Origin of the sequence: Bradyrhizobium genomosp. III (assembly GCF_000261705.1) — a bacterium.
Taxonomy (GTDB): domain Bacteria; phylum Pseudomonadota; class Alphaproteobacteria; order Rhizobiales; family Xanthobacteraceae; genus Bradyrhizobium; species Bradyrhizobium ottawaense.
Window position 1 is genome coordinate 1 of sequence record NZ_AJQF01000361.1, and the last position, 6384, is coordinate 6384.

Sequence of the window (6384 nt, forward strand, 5' to 3'; positions counted from 1 at the left end):
GCCGGCGCGCGCCGCTTCGATGGTGGCGTTGAGCGCGAGCAGATTGGTCTGCGCCGCGATGGTGTTGATGAGACCGACGACCTCGCCGATGCGCCCCGCCGACTTCGCCAGGCCCTGCACGGTGCCGTCGGTTTCGCGCGCCTGCGTGACGGCGCGACCGGCGATGCCTGCGGCATGCGCGGCCTGCTGGCTGATGTCGTTGATCGAGGCCGAGAGCTCCTCGGCGGCGGCGGCGACGCTGTCGACGCTCATGGAGGCGTCGTTGGAGGCCTTGCCGGCGACCTGGACGCGATCGTTGGTCTGGCGCGACACGGCGGAGAGGTCGCCCGAGGTCTTGCGCATCTCGCCGGACGCCTCGCCCAATTCGCCCAGCGTCTTGCGCACCGCGCCCTCGAACTCGCCGACATAGGCTTCAACGGCGCGCTGGCGTGCGGAAGCGCCCGCATTGCGCTCGCGCTCCTGCTCTTCGATCTTGAGCTTGTCGGTGGCCTGCTGCTTGAAGGCCTCCAGCGCGCCGGCCAGTGCGCCGATCTCGTCCTGACGATCGAGATAGCCGCTGTCGACGGCAAGGTCGCCGCCGGCGACCTTCAGCATGGCGTCGCGGATGGTGTTGAGCGGATGGATCACGCGGCGGCTCACGAGCATGACCGCGCCGACGGCAAGGCCGATGGCGAGCCCCAGCAATCCAAGCTGCACGATCAGCGCGCGCTGCGCGGCGCCGCGCTGCTCCAGCGTATGGACCTTGGCGGCGTCAAGGGCGGCTTCCGCCACGGTGACAGCGCTGGAAAGGCGGCCGACCGTGAGCGGGCTCCACTGGTTGGCGGTCATCTCGGCCTTCTCGCCCTTGACCAAAGTGTCAGCGAGGCGGTCCCGCAGGGTCAGATATTGCGGCTCGAAATAGGCGGTCTTGGCCGCGGCCATGGCGGAGACGAGCGCGGGCGGCAACTGCATGCCCGAGGCTGACAATTCGAGCGCTTTCCACATCGCCGACGTGCCGCCGACATGCTGGGTGTAGTTGTTGCGGGCTTCCGGTGTGATCTTGCCGGCGGCAAGACCGGTCGAGACGACCAGCGAAGCTTCGCCCGCGGTGTTGCGGAGCAGCCAGGCGTTCTGCTTGATCGACAGCAGCTGGTCGATCACGGCGTCCTGGTGGTTGACGGTGGCGGCCAGGACGTTCGACAGCTTGTCGAGCGTTTCGAGCAGGCCGCCCGTCGTCTCCATATATTCCTTCGGCAGGCCGGCGCGGCGCTGATCCCTGGGCTTGGCCATATCCGCCCAGAACTGTTTCTGCTCTTCGGTCAGCAACTTGTGGAGGCGCGCAAGCTCCGGCACCAGCGTGCCCGATTGCGGGAAGTCCATGACCGGCAGCAGCTCCAGCGCGCGTGCCATTGCCGGCATCTCGGTGTCCCGGATCGCGCGCAGATATTTCTCGATCTCGGCATCCATCGGTTCGGCCGAGTTGAGGAGCCGCGTCGTGGTCGATCGGTCGGTGCGCAGGCTGTGCATCGCCTTGAACAAATCGGCGGATGCGTCGGCGGTCTGCGAGATCCGGTTGGCGGTCTTGAGGCGATCCCAGGATTCGTAGGCGGTGAGCGAGAGCGCGAGCACCACGCAGGCCGACGTGATCGCGATCACCGCCTTCAGCAGCGTGGATACGGTCAGACGATTCAGCATCGAAGTCCCCCCAACTCCCATTGCAAAGCTCTTGAAAGCGCCCGGCAACATCGACAAGCCCGGCGCGGCAGAACGGCAATCGCACGCCGTTTGCGGCCCACGGCACCGGCGTCATTTCCGCATCTGAATGGAAAAGGGTAAAATTTTGGGCAGGCCGTCCGATCGTAGAAGTACGTATTTACTAGAAGTTGCAGTGGGTTGCCGCGATGGAACCAGCGCGGGAGACAGGCGTTAGAGCGGTGGTCGCAATTTGCCTGAAGGGGGTTTCGCGATGCTGGTGGGCGTACTCGTCACTTTTCTCGTCGTTATTCTCGTCCTTTATCTCATCAACATGCTGCCGATGGACGGCCGCGCCAAGCAGATCGCGCGCGTGGTCGTCATCATCATCGGCATCGTCTCGCTGCTGAAATATCTCGCGGTGTTCTAGCAAGGGATCAAAGCCGGATGAGCGCAGCGATATCCGGGGTGCCGCAACAAAGGTCCCGGATGTCGCGGAGCCTGTCATCGGGCGGCGCTTCGCGCCGACCCGCTGGCTCATCCGGGCCACTCGCCAAACAAGAAGCCCCGGCTTTCGCCGGGGCTTCGTTTGCGCTGCTTCAGTGCAGCGATTTCAGCCAGTCGTCGACGTCCTGACGAACCTGGTCCTTGGCCTTGCCGTAGCGTTCCTGGAGCCGGCCCTCGAGCTGTTCGCGGCGTCCCTCGATCAATTGGAGGTCGTCGTCGGTGAGCTTGCCCCACTTCTCCTTGGCCGAACCCTTGAACTGCTTCCAGTTTCCTTCGATGCGATTCCAGTCCATGACCATCTCCCATGGGTTGATGGCCGTACAACGCGACCGCCGCGCGGCCGTTCCGCTGCGCGGCGCGACGTTTCGCCCGCTGCGCTCAACAAAAAAGCCCCGGCGTGAGCCGGGGCTTTCGGTGTTTCGAGCCGGCTGACTATCAGCCGTTCGCCTTGGCCTCGCGGCGGCGCGCGGTGAGGATGTATTCGGTGTAGCCGTTCGGCTGCTCGCGGCCTTTGAAGATGAGGTCGCAGGCGGCCTTGAAGGCGACGCCGTCGAAGGCGGGCGCCATCGGCTTGTAGATGGCATCGCCCGCGTTCTGCTTGTCGACAACGACCGCCATGCGCTTGAGCGATTCCATCACCTGCGCCTCGGTGATCACGCCCTGGTGCAGCCAGTTGGCGAGATGCTGGCTGGAGATCCGCAAGGTGGCGCGGTCTTCCATCAGGCCGACGTCGTGGATGTCGGGCACCTTGGAGCAGCCGACGCCCTGGTCGATCCAGCGCACGACATAGCCGAGGATGCCCTGGCAGTTGTTGTCGATCTCCTGCTTGACGTCATCGGGCGCCCAGTTCGACTTCGACACCGGAATGGTGAGGATGTCCGAAAGCTTTGCGCGCGGTCCGCCTTTGGTGAGCTCTTCCTGGCGAGCGATCACGTTGACCTGGTGGTAGTGCAGCGCGTGCAGCGTCGCTGCAGTCGGCGAGGGCACCCAGGCGGTGGTGGCGCCGGCCTGCGGATGGCCAAGCTTTTGCGCCAGCATGTCCGCCATCTTGTCGGGGGCGGCCCACATGCCCTTGCCGATCTGGGCGTGCCCGGGCAGGCCACAGGTCAGGCCCATGTCGACGTTCCAGTCCTCATAGGCCTTGATCCAGGCCTGCGCCTTCATCTCGTTCTTGCGGATCATTGGGCCGGCTTCCATCGAGGTGTGGATCTCGTCGCCGGTGCGGTCGAGGAAGCCGGTGTTGATGAACATGATGCGCTTGGAGGCGCGCTGGATGCAGGCCTTGAGGTTGACGGTGGTGCGCCGCTCCTCGTCCATGATGCCGATCTTGAGCGTGTTCTCCGGCAGCGACAGCATCTTCTCGACGCGGTCGAAGATCTCGCAGGTGAGCGACACCTCGTCCGGGCCGTGCATCTTCGGCTTGACGATATAGGCAGATCCCGTGCGGCTGTTCTTGACCTTCGAATTGCCCTTGAGGTCGTGGATCGCGAGCAGGCCGGAGACGGCGGCGTCCAGAAGGCCTTCCGGAATCTCCTCACCCTTCTCGTCCAGCACCGCGTCGGTGAACATGTGGTGACCGCAATTGCGCATCAAGAGCAGGCTGCGGCCGTGCAGCTTGACCTCGCCCTTGCCGTCCGGGGTCTTGTAGCTGCGGTCGGCGTTGAGCGAGCGCGTCAGCGTCTTGCCGCCCTTCTCGAAATCGGCCGACAGCGTGCCGTTCATCAGGCCGAGCGTGTTGCGGTAGATCAGCACCTTGTCCTCGGCATCGACGGCTGCGACCGAGTCCTCCATGTCGAGGATGGTAGAAACCGCGGATTCCATGATCATGTCGGCGACGCCGGCCGGATCGTCCTTGCCGATCGCGCTGCTGCGGTCGATCTTCACCTCGACATGCAGGCCATTGTTGGCGAGCAGCACGGCCGAAGGCGCGGCCGCATCGCCCTGGAAGCCGGCGAACTGCGCCGCGTTCTTCAGCGCGGTGGCATTGCCGCTCTTCAGCTTCACTGCGAGCTGGCCCGCGACGACACTGTAGGCGGTGACGTCGGTGTGGCTGCCGGTGGCAAGCGGCACAGCGGCATCGAGGAACGCCTTGGCCTTGGCGATCACCTTGTCGCCGCGCGCCTTGTTGTAGCCCTTGCCGCCCTCGGACGGATCATGCGGGATCGCATCGGTGCCGTAGAAGGCGTCATAGAGCGAACCCCAGCGCGCATTCGCCGCGTTCAGCGCATAGCGCGCGTTGGTGAGGGGCACGACGAGCTGCGGGCCGCAGATCTTGCCGATCTCCTCGTCGACATTGGCGGTCTCGACCTTCTGGGTCGCCGGCTCCGGAACGAGATAGCCGATCTCCTTGAGGAAGGCGGTATAGGCGTTGAGGTCGAACGCCTTGCCTTTGCTGGCGCGGTGCCAGTCGTCGATCTTGGCCTGCAACGTGTCGCGCACCGCCAGCAATGCGCGGTTCTTCGGCCCCAGATCCTTGATGATGGCGGCAAGCCCGGCCCAGAACGCATCCGGCGCGATCCCCGTTTTCGGGGCCGCTTCCTTGGCGATGAAATCAAACAGGACGGGAGCGATCTTCAATCCGTGGGCGTCGACGCGTTTCATGATGGGCTTTCTTGTTGGAAATGGCTGTTTTTGGCTGCTTTTGACCCGATAGCAGCAAAATGCGCCCACGAGGGAGCGGCTTTCGGGGCCTATTAGCCCCAAAATCGGGGCGGTGAGAAGACCCCCAGGGGTTTGTCAAAATGTCAAGAGCAGGTGTGGCGGGCAGCTGGCTTTACAAATTTGATCCCAACTTCGCGCCACGGACACAACTGCGCTCCCTCCCCCTTGTGGGGGAGGGCTGGGGAGAGGGGTGGCTCAGGAAAAGGTGTGTCGGGATTCGACGGGAGCGGAGTGCTCTGATTGATTGGGAGAGTCCCCGTGTGGACCCCTCTCCCTAGCCCTCCCCCCCAAAAGGGGGGAGGGAACGCAGCTGCGCAAGCGGATGGAGCCTGCCTCAAATATTCGCGGCGAGGTCCACGGTTTCGTCGAACAGCACGCCCGTCGTCTTCAGCATCTGCTCGATCTCATCGGCTGCCTCGGCGACGGTCCGCGTCGAGGTGTCGATCACGAGCTCGGCCGCCTGCGGCGCTTCGTAGTCGTTACCGATGCCGGTGAACGACGCCAGCGCGCCGGCGCGGGCCTTCTTGTAGTGCCCCTTGGGATCGCGATCCTCGCAGACCTCTGCCGGCGTCGCGACATGGATCTCGCGGAACGCGGTGTCGGCGATGCGGCGCGCCGTGGCGCGGTCCTCGCGCGCGGGCGAGACCGCGGCGACGATGGCGATATGGCCGTTACGTGCGAGATGCGTTGCGACTTCGGCAAGGCGGCGGATGTTCTCGCTGCGATCAGCCGTGGAGAAGCCGAGATCGCTGTTGAGCCCGGCGCGCAGCGTGTCGCCGTCGAGCAGGATCGGCGAGCCGCCATTGGTGAACAGCCGCCGTTCCAGCGCCTTGGCGAGCGTCGACTTGCCCGAGGCCGGCAGGCCGGTGAGCCAGACCACCGCGCCGTTGTGCTGATAGCGCGCGGAGCGCTCGTCGGGACGAAGTGCGGATTCCACCGGCACGATGTCCACCGGCAAGGCGCGCTGGCCGGCATCGACCGACAGCACCAGACCTCCGCCGGCGATGCGCCCGGAGACTTCGATCACGAGACGGCCGGTGCGCGGATTCTCGGTGTAGGGATCGGTGGCAATCGGATTCGACAGCGAGATGTCGATCTCGCCGACATGGTTGCGGCCGATCGCCTTGTTCTCGCTGCTCGAGAGCTCGCCCGGATCGACCGCCTTCTCGATCGCGACGACCGTGGCGCGGCTTTCCTTCGGCCCGCAGCGGACCAGGAGCTGGTCGCCCTTGGCGAGCGGCTTGTCGTGCAGCCAGAAGATCCGCGCGCGCAGCCGCCGCGTCTCGCGCGGGGCGGCGCTCGCGTGCGCGATGATATCGCCGCGCTCGACGAATAGTTCGCGGTCGAGCGTAATGCCGACCGAGCGGCCCGCGCCCTGCCGTCCCGCAACCGGCGTCACCGGCCAGCTCTCGACGGTCTTGATCTTCGCGATCTTGCCAGCCGGCATGATCACGATCTCGTCGCCGGCAATAAGGCTGCCGGATTCGATGCGGCCCGCGACGATGCGGCGGTCGTCGAACTTGTAGATCGCCTGCACCGGCAGCC

Annotated in this window: 5 protein-coding genes; 1 reads left to right on the forward strand and 4 read right to left on the reverse strand. The window is 65.3% G+C overall.

Features of this window, described 5'->3' with window-relative positions; genetic code table 11:
- A partial coding sequence (locus IC66_RS0129325; RefSeq protein WP_038950048.1) for a methyl-accepting chemotaxis protein occupies positions 1 to 1674 on the reverse strand: 1674 nt, incomplete at its 3' end.
- 271 nt (positions 1675 to 1945) lie between these two features.
- Here IC66_RS0129325 and IC66_RS47845 point away from each other — a divergent pair.
- Entirely contained in the window at positions 1946 to 2101 is a 156-nt protein-coding gene (locus IC66_RS47845) for a Thivi_2564 family membrane protein (RefSeq protein ID WP_007599832.1), read from the forward strand.
- 169 nt (positions 2102 to 2270) lie between these two features.
- Here the strand turns inward: IC66_RS47845 and IC66_RS0129335 are convergent, their stop codons facing one another.
- The 3 genes from IC66_RS0129335 to cysC form a co-directional block, all read right to left on the reverse strand.
- A complete protein-coding gene (locus tag IC66_RS0129335) occupies positions 2271 to 2471 on the reverse strand; it encodes a CsbD family protein (RefSeq protein ID WP_008546815.1) in 201 nt (66 codons plus the stop codon).
- A 142-nt stretch (positions 2472 to 2613) separates the two neighbouring features.
- Complete coding sequence (locus IC66_RS0129340; protein ID WP_038950049.1) at positions 2614 to 4779, reverse strand: malate synthase G; 2166 nt, start codon at positions 4777 to 4779, stop codon at positions 2614 to 2616.
- A 394-nt stretch (positions 4780 to 5173) separates the two neighbouring features.
- Positions 5174 to 6384: adenylyl-sulfate kinase (gene cysC, locus IC66_RS0129345; protein ID WP_038950052.1), on the reverse strand; the 1211-nt coding region annotated here is incomplete at its 5' end.

Bases quoted from the DNA above. Each gene is read 5' to 3' on its own strand.
- IC66_RS47845 (WP_007599832.1), top strand. From the start codon at position 1,946: ATGCTGGTGGGCGTACTCGTCACTTTTCTCGTCGTTATTCTCGTCCTT.
- IC66_RS0129340 (WP_038950049.1), bottom strand. From the start codon at position 4,779: ATGAAACGCGTCGACGCCCACGGATTGAAGATCGCTCCCGTCCTGTTT.
- IC66_RS0129335 (WP_008546815.1), bottom strand. From the start codon at position 2,471: ATGGACTGGAATCGCATCGAAGGAAACTGGAAGCAGTTCAAGGGTTCG.